Here is a 13,600-nt window from a genome sequence, read left to right on the forward strand (position 1 = left end):
GTCGATCTCGGGCGGATGCGGTCGGGGCTCTGTCGGGGCTGAGTTCTCCCCGCTCGCCGTCCGCCTCCCGAAGGACCCCTCATGTCGCCCCTCACCCTGCACTGGTTCCTGCCCACCAACGGTGACGGTCGGCAGCTCGTCGGCGGCGGTCACGGCGTCGGGACGGGGTCGGCCGGCTCGATCCGTCCGGCGTCGATCGCGTACCTGGCACAGGTCGCCCGGGCGGCCGAGGAGGTCGGGTTCAGCGGTGCGCTCACCCCGACGGGGGCCTGGTGCGAGGACGCCTGGCTGACCACGGCGATGCTCGTCGCGCACACCGAGCGGCTGAAGTTCCTCGTCGCGTTCCGGCCCGGTTCGATCTCCCCGACCCTGGCCGCGCAGCAGGCCGCGACCTACCAGCGTCATTCCGGCGGGCGGCTCCTGCTCAACGTGGTGACGGGTGGCGAGTCCGTCGAGCAGCGGGCGTACGGCGACTTCCTGGACAAGGACGCCCGCTACGCGCGGACCGGGGAGTTCCTCCAGGTCGTCCGGGCCCTGTGGCGCGGGGAGACCGTCGATCTGGACGGCGAGCACGTCCGCGTCGAGGGCGCGTTCCTCGACCGGCTGCCCGATCCGGTGCCGCCGATCTACTTCGGCGGATCGTCGGCCGCCGCGGGCGAGGTCGCGGCCGAGCAGGCGGACGTCTACCTGACGTGGGGTGAGCCGCCGGCCGCGGTCGCCGAGAAGATCGCCTGGATCCGCAAGCTCGCCGCCGAGCGTGGCCGGACGCTCCGGTTCGGGCTCCGCGTGCACGTGATCACCCGCGACACCTCCGCGCAGGCGTGGGCACAGGCCGAGGCGCTGCTGGCGGCGCTCGATCCAGCCGTGATCGAGAAGGTGCAGGCCGGGCTCGCGGCGAGCGAGTCGGAGGGCCAGCGCCGCATGCGGGCGCTGCACGGCGGCTCGACCGGGGACCTGGAGATCGCGCCGAACCTCTGGGCCGGCGTCGGTCTGGTCCGCGGGGGTGCGGGGACGGCGCTGGTGGGCAGCCACGAGGAGGTCGCCGACCGGATCGCCGAGTACCACGACGTGGGGATCGACGAGTTCGTGCTCTCCGGCTACCCGCACCTGGAGGAGGCGTGGTGGATGGGTGAGGGCGTGCTGCCGATCCTGCGCCGCCGCGGGCTGTGGGAGCCGCCTCCTGGCGCGGGTGTCTCCGCAGAAGAGTCACGGTCGGTGCCCTTCGCGCAGATGCGGGGTGCCCGGTGAGCGTCGCGACCACGATCGAGAACCGCACGAGCCCGCGCACCGTCCTGCTCGCGAGCCTCGTCGGCACCACCGTCGAGTGGTACGACTTCTTCCTCTACGCGACGGCCGCGGGACTGGTCTTCCCGAAGCTGTTCTTCCCCGTGGGGAACGAGCTGGTGGGCTCGCTGCTCGCCTTCGGGACGTTCGCCGTCGGGTTCGTCGCGCGCCCGGTCGGCGGGGTGATCTTCGGACACGTCGGCGACCGGCTGGGCCGCAAGCGGACGCTCGTCGCGACCATGGTGCTGATGGGCGCGGCCACCGCGCTGATCGGGCTGTTGCCGTCGTACGCCTCGATCGGGCTGGCGGCCCCGGTGCTGCTGGTCGTGCTGCGCGTTCTGCAGGGCATCGCGGTGGGCGGGGAGTGGGGCGGTGCCGTGCTGCTCGCCGTGGAGAACGCGCCGCTCGGCAAGCGCGGGCGGTTCGGCAGCGTCCCGCAGATCGGGCTCGGGCTCGGGCTGGCGCTGGGCACCGGGGCGTTCACGCTGCTGGCACTGGCCCTCGACGAGCAGCACTTCCTGTCGGTCGGCTGGCGGGCCGCGTTCGTGCTGAGCGTCGTGCTCGTCGCGGTCGGGCTCGTGGTGCGGCTGCGCGTGTTGGAGACGCCGGAGTTCCGCCGGTTGCGGGAGAGCGGGGCGACGGCGCAGGTGCCCGTCGTCGAGGTGTTCCGTACCCAGCCGCATCGACGTGGGCTGGTCGCCGGGATGCTCGCCCGCTGGGCGGAGGGCGCAGCGTTCAACACGTGGGGCGTCTTCGTCATCACCTACGCGACGGTGACGGTGCACGTCGACAAGCTCGTCGTGCTGATCGGCGTCACGGCAGGGGCGCTGCTGATGGCGTTGCTGACACCGGTGGCCGGAGCGCTCGCCGACCGGTTCGGTCGCAGGCGGGTCTTCGCGACGGGTGCGGCCGGGTTCGGGCTCACCGTCGTGCCGTCGTTCCTCGCCGTGGGCACCGGGATCCCGTGGCTGGTCGTCGCGGTCCTCCTGCTGCAACTGGGGATCTGGTACGCGTTGATGACGGGAGCTGAGGCGACGCTGTTCGCCGAGCTGTTCGACACCGACGTGCGCTACACCGGGATGTCGCTCGTCTTCCAGGGCTCCGGGATCTGGGCGTCGGGCCTGACCCCGGTGTTCCTGACCGGCCTGCTCGCCTTCGGTGGCGGCAGCTCGTGGTGGGCAGCCGGCTACCTCGCCGTCACCGCGGCGATCAGCGTCACCGCGGTGCTGGCGATGCCCCGGTGGATCGGCTGGCGCCCGGAGTGGGCGCGGGCCGACCGTTGGTAGCCGCTGTCCTGATCTCGGTTCACCGGACGGCGAGGATGCCGAGGCGCTGCGTGGCTCGGGTGAGGGCCACGTAGAGGTCGGCGGGGCAGCCGGCGCGGATGCCGTCCGGGTCGACGACGATCACGACGTCGAACTCCTGCCCCTTCGACTCCGGCGGCGTGAGGACGGTGACGTCCGGGTCCAGGTCCGGCAGCGCCGCCGGCTCCGGCGCGATCACCGCCATCGTGCCCGCGTCCGGCCGGTCCGCGGCCACCGCTGCGACCAGCTCGACGCCGAGGTCGGCCCGATCGACCGTGCGCTCCCACGGCAGCTCGCCGCTGTGCCGCACGGACCGGGGCGCCTCGAGCCCCGGCCCGATCTCCGGCAGCACCTGCGCGGCCCGGTCCATGATCTCGGCCGGGGTCCGGTAGTTGATCGTGAGCGTGCGGTGGACGGCCCGCGGGCCGACGTCCCACGTCCGCGACCCGGCGGCCGCGCTGCGCTGGGCGAGGTCCCCGACGACGGTCATCGACCGCGTCGGGCAGCGCCGGACCAGCACCCGCCAGTCCATCGGCGACAGTTCCTGCGCCTCGTCGACGACGACGTGGCCGAACGTCCAGTCCCGGTCGGCGGCCGCTCGTTCCGCGACGGTGCGCAGGTCCCGCTCGGTGTGTCGTTCGGCCAGCGTGGCGGTGTTGAGGACGTCGGTGGCGCGCAGGGCGAACTCCTCGTCGGACTCCACCTCGTCGAGCGCCTCCAGCACCCGCCGCGCCGTGTCGTCAAGGCCGCGCGACTCGGGTTCCGGCCGCTCCACCTCGCCCAGCAGCTCGACCAGCTCGTCGAGCAGCGGGGCGTCCGACACCGTCCAGGCGTCGCCCTGCGCGCGGTGCAGGACGACGAGCGCGGGGTCGAGCGCCGCCAGCCGGTCCCGGTCGCCGAGCAGCTCGGCGAGCAGCCGCTCCGGCGTGCACAGCGGCCACAGCTCCTCGACGGCGGCGTGGAAACCGCGGTGCGTCGCGAGCTCTCGCCGCACGTCCCCGGCGAGCTCGCGGCCGAGCGTGCCGGTGAGTTCGCGCTGGTCGAGCCAGCCGTCGCCGATCCGCAGCACCGCGTCGCGGACGAGCGCGGTGCCGAGGGCGTCGCGGAACACCGCGCGGGCCGCGTTGTGCGGCAGCCCGCTCGCGCGGGCGGCGTCCCGGGCCTCGTGCACCAGCTCGGCGTCGACCTCGACGGTGACGTCGTCGAGCTCGATCCGCAGCGGCTCGGCGGGCAGTTCCTGGCGCTGCGCGACGGCGCGCCGCAGGACGTCGAGGATGCTCAGCTCGCCCTTGATGCGGGCGACCTCCGGCGCGTCGAGGGCCGCGGTGTCGATGCCGTGGCGCAGCCCGCCGGGCGTGGTGAACACGACGGCGGTCTCGCCGAGCGACGGCAGGACGTCGGCGACGTAGCGAAGGAACGCGGCCGACGGGCCGACGACGAGCACCCCACGCCGAGCGAGCTGCTCGCGGTGCGCGTAGAGCAGGTACGCCACGCGGTGCAGGGCGACGGCGGTCTTGCCGGTGCCCGGCCCGCCCTCGACGACGACCGTGCCGGTGAGCGGGAGCCGGATGATCGCGTCCTGCTCGCCCTGGATGGTGGAGACGATGTCGCGCATCGTTCCGCTGCGTGGCGCGGTCAGCGCCGCCAGCAGGGCGGGATCGGCCGCCGTGTCGGCGCTGATGTCGGCCGCGCCCACGTCGAGGATGTCGTCGTGCAGGGCGACGACGCGTTCCTGCGGGCCGAGCCCCGCCAGCCGCAGGTGCCGTCTGCGGGTCACGCCTTCCGGGGTGGCGACGGTGGCGCAGTAGAACGGCCGGGCCGCCGGTGCCCGCCAGTCGACCAGTGCCGTCTCGCCGTCGGCGTCGGCGAGGCCGGTGCGCCCGACGTAGGTCGGGGGACCGGCAGGGTGGTCGAGCCGGCCGAACGCGAGCCCGTTGCGGGCGGCGCGCAGCCGCGTGGCGCGGTCCGACCAGGTGCCGACGGCCAGGTCGCGCTGGAAGCGGGACGAGTCGGTCTCCTCGGTCATGACGGCGGCGGCGGTGCCGGCCCGTCCGGTGGCCTCGGCCAGCTCGGCGGCGAGCAGCCGGTGCAGGTGCCGGAGCCGGTCGTTCTCGACGGCCAGCTCACGCGTGGTCCCTGCGTCTTCCACGGTACCTCCGGAATGTGGTATGATTAAGGAGGAAATGCAGTTGTGCGCTATCTGCGCAGCATTTCAGCTTAACATTCCGGTCGGAATTCGGCGAATTCTTCTGCGTCACACCAGCTTGTCGCGGCCTGCCAGTGCACCGAGCACGGCCTGCGGCACCAGCAGCAACAACAAGGTCACCAGCGGCACCGTCCAGCCGGCCGTGAGGTCGTGCAGCAGGCCGACCGCGAACGGGCCGGTCGCTGCGAGCAGGTAGCCCAGGCACTGCGCCATGCCGGACAGCTGCGCGGCGTGGGCGCTGTCCGATGCGCGGACCGTCATCAGCGTCAGCGCGAGTCCCAGCGCGGCACCCTGCCCGATCCCGAGCACGATGCACGCCGCGAGCTCCCAGCCCGGCAGCAGGAGCACCCCGGCGAGCCCGAGCGCCGTCGTCGCCGTGATCGCGACGGCGAGCCCGCGCTGCCGCCGGGCACGGGCGGCGAGCACGGGCGCAGCCATGCCGCCGGCGATCCCGGTGAGGCTCATCGTCGCCACCAGCACCCCGGCCGTCGCCGGTGGGTAGCCGCGGTCGGTGAAGACCTCCGGCAGCCACGAGGTGGTGGCGTAGAAGCCCAGCGACTGCAGGCCCATGAACGCGGTCACCTGCCAGGCGATCGTGCTGCGGCGCAGCGCCGCCACCGGCGCCGCGGTCGCGGCCGGTCGCGCCACCCGGCGCAGCTGCGGCAACCAGCAGAGGGCCGCCGCCACCGCCCACAGCGCCCACGCGGCCAGCGCCGCCCGCCAGCCCAGCCCGAGCCCGTCCGCGACGGGCGCCGTGACCGCGGCGCCGAGCGCTCCGCCCACCGAGATCGCCGCCGAGTACGCGGCCGTCATCGCGCCCGTCCGGTGCGCGAAGTCGCGCTTCACCAGCGCCGGCATCAGGACGTTGCCCGTCGCGATGGCCGCCCCGATCAGGACGGTGCCGCCGAACAGCGCCGCCGCGCCCGGCAGCGCGCGCACCACGCAGCCCAGGATGAGCACGCCGAGCGCTGTGAGCAGGGCGCGCTCGATGCCGATCCGGCGGGCGAGCCGGGGTGCCACGGGCGCGAGCAGGCCGAAGCACAGCACCGGCAGCGCGGTCAGCACGCCGGCGGCGGTGGCGGTCAGCGCCTCGTCGGCCCGGATCTGCGCCAGCAGCGGCCCGACCCCGACGACCGACGGCCGCAGGTTCAGCGCCACGAGCACCACCGAGGCGGCCACCCACCACGGCAGGGCGCGGGTCGTGCGGTCCGGGATGCCGACGGTGGCGCTCACACCGGCCATGCTCGTTCGCGGACGCGCGTCGCGTCCACCGGAAGGACCGGCGTCACATCTCCGGTGCTAGCCGACGCCGCCGGTGGCGAGGATCCCGCCCTCGATGCGGACGGTCTCGCCGGTGATCCACGACGCGTCGTCGGACACCAGGAAACCGACGAGCTTCGCGACGTCCGGCGGCACACCGAGCCGCTTCATCGGGTAGGACTGGGCCACCTGCTCCTCGCCGTGCGCGTAGAGGGCGGTGGCGAACTTCGTCTTCACCACGCCGGGCGCCACCGCGTTGACGCGGATGCCGGGGCCGAGCTGGAACGCCAGCTCCTCGGTGAGCCGGATCAGCGCCGCCTTGGACGCGCCGTAGGCGGCGATCAGCCCGGTGGAGCGCAGCCCTGCCACCGACGCGACGTTGACGATCGCGCCCCCGTGCTCGCCCATCCACGCCTTGTGCGCGAGCTGGACGAAGCCCAGCGCGGCGACGACGTTGACGTCGAAGATCTTGCGCACGGCGTCGAGGTCGGCGTCGACGAGCGGCCCGTAGACCGGGTTGATGCCGGCGTTGTTGACGAGGATGTCGAGGGACCCGAACGTCTCGACCGTTCGGGTGACGGTCTCCTCGCGAGACTCCGCCGATCCGGCGTTCCCCGGCACGGCGAGGACGCGGCCGGTCGCGCCGCCGGCGTGCTCGGCGACCAGCCGGTCCGCCGCCTCCTGCAGCTGGTCGGGCTTGCGCCCGGTGATCGTCACCGACGCGCCACGGTCGAGCAGCTCGGCGGCGATCGCGAACCCGATGCCGAGGCTCGCGCCGGTCACGACGGCGGCCCGACCCGTGAGATCAGTCATGGGCGCGACCCTACTTCGGGAACTCGGGTGCACCGGACGGTAGCCTGTAGGGCGTGATCCGGACCCAATAGCCGTGCGGGCACCTCGTCGCTGCCCGCTGCACCTCCCCTTTGTGCTTGGAGTTCGTCCGTGATCACCGCCACCGACCTGGAACTGCGTGCCGGGTCCCGCATCCTCGTGTCCGGCGCCACCCTGCGCGTCCAGCCCGGCGACCGCATCGGGCTGGTCGGCCGCAACGGCGCCGGCAAGACCACGTCCATGCGCGTGCTCGCCGGTGAGGGCGAGCCCTACTCGGGCGCGGTCAGCGCCAACTCGCCGATCGGCTACCTGCCCCAGGACCCCCGCGAGGGCGACCTGACGATCTCGGCGAAGGACCGCGTGCTGTCCGCCCGCGGCCTCGACGAGATGCTGCGCAAGATGGAGAAGGCCCAGACGGCGATGGCCGAGCTGGTCGACGGCGCGCAGAACGAGAAGGCGGTGCGCGACTACGGCCGGATCGAGGAGCGCTTCTCCGCGCTCGGCGGGTACGCCGCGGAGAGCGACGCCGCGCGCATCTGCGCCCACCTGGGGCTGCCGGAGCGCGTGCTGGCCCAGCCGATGCAGACGCTGTCGGGTGGCCAGCGCCGCCGCGTCGAGCTCGCGCGCATCCTCTTCGCCGCGTCGGACGGCGGGGGAGGGGGCGCGCCGAGCGCCACCACGCTGCTGCTCGACGAGCCCACCAACCACCTCGACGCCGACTCGATCACGTGGCTGCGCTCGTTCCTGTCGGCGCACGACGGCGGGCTGGTCGTGATCAGCCACGACACCGACCTGCTGGCCGCGGTCGTCAACAAGGTGTGGTTCCTCGACGCCACGCGCGGCGAGGTCGACATCTACAACGTCGACTGGAAGCGCTACCTGGACGCGCGCGCCACCGACGAGAAGCGCCGCCGCCGGGAGCGCGCCAACGCCGAGAAGAAGGCGGCCGCGCTGCACACGCAGGCCGCGAAGATGGGCGCCAAGGCCACGAAGGCGGTGGCCGCGAAGAACATGGCGCGCCGGGCCGACCAGCTCCTGGCCGGGCTGGAGCCGGAACGGCAGAACGACAAGGTCGCGCGGATCCGCTTCCCGGCGCCCGCGCCGTGCGGGCGCACGCCGCTCACGGCCGAGGGCCTGTCGAAGGCGTACGGGTCGCTGGAGGTGTTCACCGGCGTCGACCTGGCCGTCGACCGCGGCGCGAAGGTCGTGGTCCTGGGGCTCAACGGCGCCGGCAAGACCACGTTGCTGCGGATCCTCGCCGGCACCGAGTCGTCCGACACGGGGCGGGTCGTCCCCGGGCACGGGCTGCGCACCGGCTACTTCGCGCAGGAGCACGACACGCTCGACATGACGGCCACCGTCTGGGAGAACGTGCGCCACGCCTCGCCGGACGCGCCGGAGCAGCAGCTGCGCACGTTGCTGGGCTCGTTCATGTTCTCGGGCGACCAGCTCTCGCAGCCGGCAGGCACGCTCTCCGGCGGCGAGCGGACGCGGTTGGCGCTGGCCGGGCTGGTGTCGAGCTCGGCCAACGTGCTGCTGCTCGACGAGCCGACCAACAACCTCGACCCGGCCAGCCGCGAGCAGGTGCTCGACGCGCTCCGCCGGTTCACCGGCGCGGTCGTGCTGGTCACGCACGACGCCGGCGCGGTGGAGGCGCTCAACCCCGACAAGGTGATCGTGCTGCCCGACGGCACCGAGGACCTCTGGTCGTCCGACTACCTCGAGCTCGTCCAGCTGGCCTGACGCGCCGGCTGACCGCGTCGGCACTGACCGGACGAACCGGGCGCCGCGGATCAACGGTGGTTACCACCCGTTCGGTGGTGGTCGCAGCCCGTGGTGGCACTGATCGATCACCGGAGTGGCGCCGTGCCACCGCGGGATCACCGCCGAGGGCGACGTCGAGATGGCGGGAGAGTGACGTGCAGGTGGCGAACCGTGAGGAATGATCACCCGTCCGCGTGATCCATTCGGCGGAACCGCTCACCGATCATGCTGCAGAACCGCTGGCAGCAGCCTTGCGCGTAGACGATCATTGCGCCACCGCGGAGCCGACCGGCCCCGCTCCCGGCTCGCCGTCCCGGCTGAAGGAGATCAGCATGGCCGACATCAAGAAGGGTGCCCGCATCACCGGCACCCAGCGCGACAAGCTCGCGAACGAACTGAAGAAGAAGTACGAGAAGGGCGCCAGCATCCGCGCGTTGGCGGAGTCGACCGGGCGTTCGTACGGGTTCGTCCACCGCGTGCTCAGCGAGTCGGGGGTCACGCTGCGCGGACGCGGCGGCGCGACGCGGACGAAGAAGAAGTAGCAGTCGGCAGGCGTTCCGGGCTCCACCGGGGCTACCGCGCGGTAACCTCCGCGTGTGACCACAGCACCGGTGGACCCGGAACTCCTGCAGCGCAGCGGTCTGCGCCTCGAACTCGCCGAGCTGGGGGACGGTCGGCGGGCGACGATCACGCTCGACCGCCCCGACAAGCTGAACGTGCAGAGCCCGGCCATGTGGCAGGCGCTCGCGGAGACCGGTGCGTCGCTGCCCGACGACGTGCGGGCGGTCGTGATCCGCGGATCCGGCCGGTCGTTCTCCGCCGGGCTGGACAAAAAGTTCTTCGCGACCGGTGAGGTGGACGGTGCCCCCGGCATCGCCGAGCTCGGGTCGATGCCCGAGACCGAGGCCGACGAGATCATCGCCTCCCTCCAGGAGGGCTTCGCGTGGCTGCGGGACCCGTCGCGGGTCACGATCGCCGCCGTCCAGGGCCACGCCATCGGCGGTGGGTTCCAGCTCGCGCTCGCCTGCGACATCCGGCTGGTGGCCGACGACGTGCAGTTCTGCATGGCCGAGCCGCGGCTGGGCATCGTGCCGGACCTCGGTGGCACGTTCCTGCTGGTCCGCGCCGTCGGGTACGCCCGCGCCGTCGACATCTGCCTGACCGGGCGGCGGGTGGGCGCCGAGGAGGCGGTCGCCTCCGGGCTCGCGCTGCGCGCGGTGCCGGCCGCCGAGCTGGACGCCGCCACCGACGAGCTGGTGACGGCGCTGACCGGCGGCCCCCGCCAGGCGGCCACGGAGACGCTGCGCCTGCTCTCGGCCTGCGCGGAGGGGCTGGACCCGGCCGGCGCGTTCGCCGCCGAGCGCGCCGCGCAGATCCGCATCCTGCGCACGCTCGCCGGCAACGGCTGACTCAGCCGTCGGCGGCCAGCTCCGCCGCCCGGTCCGGCACGTACGCCGACTCGTCGCGCGGCGGCCGTTGGTATCCGCTCGACGGCGGCCGCTTCGGCAGCTCCAGCTCCGGCGGCTCGACGCGCTGCCAGGCCACTGCGGAGAGCAGGTGGCTGATCATGTTGATCCGGGCGGCCCGCTTGTCGTCGCTCTCGACGATGTTCCACCGCGCCTCGGGGATGTCGGTGTGCACGAGCATCTGGTCCTTGGCGCGCGAGTAGTCCTCCCAGCGGGAGATCGACTCCAGGTCCATCGGGGAGAGCTTCCACCGCTTCATGGGGTCCGCGAGTCGTTCGGCGAAACGCTTCTCCTGCTCGCTGTCGGACACCGAGAACCAGTACTTGAGCAGCAGGATCCCGTCCTCGACGAGCAACCGTTCGAAGATCGGGCACTGGTGCAGGAACCGCTGGTACTCCTGCGCGGTGGCGAACCCCATGACGTGTTCGACGCCGGCGCGGTTGTACCAGGAGCGGTCGAAGAGCACGATCTCGCCGGCGGCGGGCAGGTGCTCGACGTACCGCTGGAAGTACCACTGGGTGCGTTGGCGCTCGGTGGGCGCGGGCAGCGCGACGATCCGCGCGATGCGGGGGTTGAGGTACTCGGTGACCCGCTTGATCGCGCCGCCCTTGCCGGCGGCGTCGCGTCCCTCGAAGACGATGACGAGCCGGGCGCCGGACGCCTTCACCCACTCCTGCATCTCGACCAGCTCGCCCTGCAGGCGCAGCAGCTCGCGTTCGTACAGTGCCTTCGGGACGCGCTGGGTCTTCGCCATGGGACGACGGTGGCGAATCGGACGGATTCCCACAACTCGACCCGCGGAAGCAGAACGCCGTGCCGCGTGTTGTGCTGCCTGCAACGGTGTAAGTGAGGGAGGCGGCCCGTGGACGGGTCATGGATGATGCTGCGCGGGCTGGCCGGCGCGCAGGGCACCCCGAAGGCGGTCGCGAAGGGCACGATCCCGCGGATCTGGCGGTTCGCCCGCGCGTACCGCGGCTGGCTGGGCGCGTTCCTGCTGCTGACGGTGGCCAGCGCGACGATCGGCGTGGTGACCCCGCTGCTCGCGGGTCAGGTCGTCAACGCGATCGTGGCGGGCGGCGCCGGGGCGATCGACGTCGTCGTCGGGCTGGCCGTGGGCATCGCGGCGCTCGCCGTGCTGGACGCGGTGGTCGGGCTGGGATCGCGCTGGTTCTCCGCGCGCATCGGCGAGGGTCTGATCGTGGACCTGCGCAGCGCGGTGTTCACCCACGTGCAGCGCATGCCGATCGCGTTCTTCACCCGCACCCGCACTGGTGCCCTGGTGAGCAGGCTGAACAACGACGTGATCGGCGCGCAGTCGGCGATCACGTCCACGCTCGCGTCGGTGCTGTCCAACGCGATCCAGCTGACGCTCGCGCTCGCCGTCATGATCGGGCTCGCGTGGCAGGTCACGCTGCTGGCGCTGGTGCTGCTGCCGATCTTCGTGATCCCGGCGCGCCGGATGGGCGTGCGGATCGCGGACCTGCGCCGCGAGTCGGCGAACCTGAACGCCACGATGTCGTCGACGATGACCGAGCGGTTCTCCGCCCCCGGCGCCACGCTCGTCAAGCTGTTCGGGCGGCCCGCCGAGGAGGCCGCCGACTTCACCGCCAAGGCCACCCGCGTGCGGGACATCGGGGTGCGCACCGCGATGGTCTCCCGCGTCTTCGTGACGGCGTTGTCGCTGGTCTCGGCGCTGGCCCAGGCGCTGGTCTACGGGCTCGGCGGCTACCTCGCCGTCACCGGGCAGATCGAGGCCGGCACCGTCGTCACGCTGGCGCTGCTGCTCACCCGCCTCTACACGCCGATGACGGCGCTCGCCAACGCCCGCGTCGACGTGATGTCGGCGCTGGTCAGCTTCGAGCGGGTCTTCGAGGTGCTCGACCTGCCGCCGATGATCACCGAGAAGCCGGACGCGCGGGAGCTGCCGGACGGTCCCGTCTCGGTGCGGCTCCGGGACGTGCGCTTCGGCTACCCCGACGCCGCGCAGGTGTCGCTCGCCTCGCTGGAGGAGGTGGCGGTGCTGGACGGCCGCGCCGGGGGCGAGGTGCTGCACGGCGTCGACGTCGAGGTGGCGGGCGGGCAGCTGCTGGCGCTCGTCGGGTCGTCGGGGGCGGGCAAGTCGACGATCGCCTCGCTCGTGCCGCGGCTGTACGACGTCGACTCCGGCGCGGTCGAACTGTCCGGGATCGACGTGCGAGACCTCAGCTTCGCGGCGCTGCGCAGCGGCGTCGGCGTCGTCACGCAGGACGGGCACCTGTTCCACGACACGATCCGCGCGAACCTGCGGTACGCCGCCCCCGAGGCCACCGACGGCGAGCTGCGGGACGCGCTGCGCCGGGCCCGGCTCGGCGAGCTGCTCGACTCGCTGCCCGACGGCCTCGACACCGTCGTGGGGGAGCGCGGCTACCGGCTCTCCGGCGGGGAGCGCCAGCGGCTCACCATCGCGCGGCTGCTGCTGGCCCGCCCGCGCGTGGTGATCCTCGACGAGGCCACCGCCCACCTCGACTCCGAGTCCGAGGCCGCGGTGCAGGCGGCGCTCGCCGAGGCCCTGGACGGGCGCACCGCGATCGTCATCGCGCACCGCCTCTCCACCATCCGCGCCGCCGACCAGATCGCCGTCGTCGAGCACGGCGAGATCGTCGAGCGCGGGACGCACGACGAGCTCCTCGCCGCGGACGGCCGCTACGCGACGCTCTACCGGACGCAGTACGCCGGGCCCGCCGCGGACGAAGGCGCGGACGACGGCGCGGACGACGGCGTGGAGTGCGGCATCCCGGGGTGCACGGCGGTGCACCGGGAGGAGCACCTCGTCGGCTGAGGTACGCGCGTCAGGGGCGGCGGGCTCGGACGCCCGCCTCCACGAGGTCGAGCACCGGGCCGAGGTCGCCGGCGGGCAGGCCCATGGCCAGGTGCGCGACGAGCCCCTCCAGCACCAGCTCGAGGTACTGGGCCAGCACCGGCACCGGCACGTCGTCGCGGAGGAGGCCGGCCCGGGCCTGGCGGTCGAGCCGGTCGCGGGTGGCCCGGGCCAGTGCGGCCGAGTGCCCGCGCCAGAGCTCCCGGAACTCCGGGTCGGTGCGCAGCCGCCGCGACACCTCCAGCCGGGTACCGAGCCACGACAGCTCCTCGCTCGCCGGGGCGGCCACGAGGTCGCGCATCACCTGCACCAGGCCCTGGTCGGCGACGACATCGGCCATGCGGGTGGCGTCCTGCTCCGCCAACGCGAGGAACAGTGCGTCCTTGTCGCGGTAGTGGTGGAAGATGGCTCCCCGGGAGAGCCCCGTGACCTCCTCCAGCCGCCGCACCGTGGCACCCTCGTAGCCGTACCGGGCGAAGCAGCGGCGGGCCCCGTCGAGGATCTCCTGGCGGCGCGCGGCCAGCCGGTCGGTGCTGACGCGGGGCATGCGGTGATCGTATCGCCGTCCGACCGTACGTACGGCTTGGGAAGGCGCTCCGGCGCGATACCCGACGGGGAATTGAGCGCA

At 73.3% G+C, this 13,600-nt stretch carries 11 protein-coding genes and 1 pseudogene; 7 read left to right on the plus strand and 5 right to left on the minus strand.

Annotated features, from left to right (window positions below):
- The first annotated feature begins 81 nt into the window (after positions 1 to 81).
- A complete protein-coding gene (locus ACQEVB_RS26170; RefSeq protein WP_432976318.1) occupies positions 82 to 1,248 on the plus strand; it encodes an LLM class flavin-dependent oxidoreductase in 1,167 nt (388 codons plus the stop codon).
- Complete coding sequence (locus tag ACQEVB_RS26175) at positions 1,245 to 2,570, plus strand: MFS transporter (RefSeq protein WP_432976321.1); 1,326 nt, start codon at positions 1,245 to 1,247, stop codon at positions 2,568 to 2,570. Before ACQEVB_RS26170 ends, ACQEVB_RS26175 begins: the two co-directional genes overlap by 4 nt.
- A 19-nt stretch (positions 2,571 to 2,589) precedes the next feature.
- Here ACQEVB_RS26175 and ACQEVB_RS26180 read toward each other — a convergent pair whose 3' ends face one another.
- From ACQEVB_RS26180 to ACQEVB_RS26190, 3 genes are all read right to left on the minus strand, one after another.
- Positions 2,590 to 4,737 carry a UvrD-helicase domain-containing protein gene (locus tag ACQEVB_RS26180; RefSeq protein ID WP_432976324.1) on the minus strand — a complete coding sequence of 716 codons (2,148 nt, stop codon included), beginning with the start codon at positions 4,735 to 4,737 and terminating at the stop codon, positions 2,590 to 2,592.
- Positions 4,738 to 4,842: 105 nt separating this feature from the next.
- Positions 4,843 to 6,027 carry a CynX/NimT family MFS transporter gene (locus ACQEVB_RS26185; protein ID WP_432976327.1) on the minus strand — a complete coding sequence of 395 codons (1,185 nt, stop codon included), beginning with the start codon at positions 6,025 to 6,027 and terminating at the stop codon, positions 4,843 to 4,845.
- Between the two features lie 66 nt (positions 6,028 to 6,093).
- Positions 6,094 to 6,867: an SDR family oxidoreductase gene (locus ACQEVB_RS26190; protein ID WP_432976330.1), complete on the minus strand. Its 774-nt coding sequence runs from the start codon at positions 6,865 to 6,867 to the stop codon at positions 6,094 to 6,096.
- A gap of 159 nt (positions 6,868 to 7,026) precedes the next feature.
- Between ACQEVB_RS26190 and ACQEVB_RS26195 the strand changes: the two are divergent.
- From ACQEVB_RS26195 to ACQEVB_RS26210, 4 genes and pseudogenes are all read left to right on the plus strand, one after another.
- Positions 7,027 to 7,578, plus strand: a pseudogene (locus ACQEVB_RS26195) (ATP-binding cassette domain-containing protein); the annotation flags it as partial.
- Between the two features lie 123 nt (positions 7,579 to 7,701).
- Entirely contained in the window at positions 7,702 to 8,628 is a 927-nt protein-coding gene (locus ACQEVB_RS26200) for an ABC-F family ATP-binding cassette domain-containing protein (protein ID WP_432980582.1), read from the plus strand.
- A gap of 353 nt (positions 8,629 to 8,981) precedes the next feature.
- A complete protein-coding gene (locus ACQEVB_RS26205) occupies positions 8,982 to 9,191 on the plus strand; it encodes a helix-turn-helix domain-containing protein (protein ID WP_432976333.1) in 210 nt (69 codons plus the stop codon).
- A gap of 54 nt (positions 9,192 to 9,245) precedes the next feature.
- Entirely contained in the window at positions 9,246 to 10,058 is an 813-nt protein-coding gene (locus ACQEVB_RS26210; protein WP_432976336.1) for an enoyl-CoA hydratase/isomerase family protein, read from the plus strand.
- Position 10,059: 1 nt separating this feature from the next.
- Here ACQEVB_RS26210 and ppk2 read toward each other — a convergent pair whose 3' ends face one another.
- Entirely contained in the window at positions 10,060 to 10,869 is an 810-nt protein-coding gene (gene ppk2, locus ACQEVB_RS26215; protein ID WP_432976339.1) for a polyphosphate kinase 2, read from the minus strand.
- Between the two features lie 123 nt (positions 10,870 to 10,992).
- Here ppk2 and ACQEVB_RS26220 point away from each other — a divergent pair, with 123 nt between their 5' ends.
- On the plus strand, positions 10,993 to 12,933 hold the full coding sequence (locus ACQEVB_RS26220; protein WP_432980585.1) for an ABC transporter ATP-binding protein: 1,941 nt from the start codon (positions 10,993 to 10,995) through the stop codon (positions 12,931 to 12,933).
- 10 nt (positions 12,934 to 12,943) lie between these two features.
- Here ACQEVB_RS26220 and ACQEVB_RS26225 read toward each other — a convergent pair whose 3' ends face one another.
- The gene (locus ACQEVB_RS26225) at positions 12,944 to 13,519 is read right to left on the minus strand and encodes a TetR/AcrR family transcriptional regulator (protein ID WP_432976342.1); all 576 of its coding nucleotides are present in this window, start codon (positions 13,517 to 13,519) and stop codon (positions 12,944 to 12,946) included.
- Between the last annotated feature and the right edge of the window lie 81 nt (positions 13,520 to 13,600).

Source organism: Pseudonocardia sp. CA-107938 (assembly GCF_050936315.1).
Taxonomy (GTDB): domain Bacteria; phylum Actinomycetota; class Actinomycetes; order Mycobacteriales; family Pseudonocardiaceae; genus Pseudonocardia.

Coding starts and splice junctions, on each gene's coding strand:
- ACQEVB_RS26170 (WP_432976318.1), top strand. CDS start 82: ATGTCGCCCCTCACCCTGCACTGGTTCCTGCCCACCAACGGTGACGGT.
- ACQEVB_RS26190 (WP_432976330.1), bottom strand. CDS start 6,867: ATGACTGATCTCACGGGTCGGGCCGCCGTCGTGACCGGCGCGAGCCTC.
- ACQEVB_RS26205 (WP_432976333.1), top strand. CDS start 8,982: ATGGCCGACATCAAGAAGGGTGCCCGCATCACCGGCACCCAGCGCGAC.
- ppk2 (WP_432976339.1), bottom strand. CDS start 10,869: ATGGCGAAGACCCAGCGCGTCCCGAAGGCACTGTACGAACGCGAGCTG.
- ACQEVB_RS26220 (WP_432980585.1), top strand. CDS start 10,993: ATGATGCTGCGCGGGCTGGCCGGCGCGCAGGGCACCCCGAAGGCGGTC.
- ACQEVB_RS26225 (WP_432976342.1), bottom strand. CDS start 13,519: ATGCCCCGCGTCAGCACCGACCGGCTGGCCGCGCGCCGCCAGGAGATC.